The sequence below is a fragment of the Pseudoalteromonas sp. S327 genome, from assembly GCF_005886415.1.
Lineage (GTDB): Bacteria > Pseudomonadota > Gammaproteobacteria > Enterobacterales > Alteromonadaceae > Pseudoalteromonas > Pseudoalteromonas atlantica.
In genome coordinates this window covers 1-536 of sequence record NZ_PNDP01000080.1, presented here as the reverse complement: position 1 = coordinate 536, position 536 = coordinate 1, and the positions used below count along the sequence as shown (strand labels likewise).

Genomic DNA, 536 nt, shown 5'->3' with positions numbered 1-536 from the left:
ATAGACATAATGACTCCCACACGGTGTTAGCCTCCGCTTTTCGTGGGTTAGCTTAATTCAAAGCCAGAGCCATAATTAGTTTGTCAATTAACTAAACAGCAGAGGCTAACATGAATAAACATAGCATACTTTTTATCGGTCTTGATACACATAAAGAATTCAATGAAGTCGCCTATATTGAAGAACATAGAGGTGCGCAACCTGTTCATCTTGGCCGAGTTTCGTCTTCCAAAGTGGCCGTTCAAAAGCTTGTTCGTCAGTTCGAATCGAAATACTCTGGCGCAACACTTCATTTTGTTTATGAAGCAGGCCCATGTGGTTATTGGATTTACAGGTTAATTACCAGCCTCGGCCATTGCTGTTACGTGGTGGCGCCCTCTCTTATTCCTAAAAAACCTGGTGAGAAGATTAAAACCGATAAACGTGATGCTCTTAAGCTTGCTAAATTACTTAAGTCTGAAGATTTAACACCTATCTATGTTCCCGAGCCTGAAGATGAAGCTGTACGCGATTTATCTCGTGCACGCGAAGTGGCA

General features: G+C 42.0%; 1 protein-coding gene. It reads left to right on the top strand.

What is annotated here, in order from left to right:
- Positions 1-110: 110 nt before the first annotated feature.
- The coding region (locus CWB60_RS19505) for an IS110 family transposase (RefSeq protein WP_138580038.1) at positions 111-536 on the top strand (426 nt) is incomplete at its 3' end.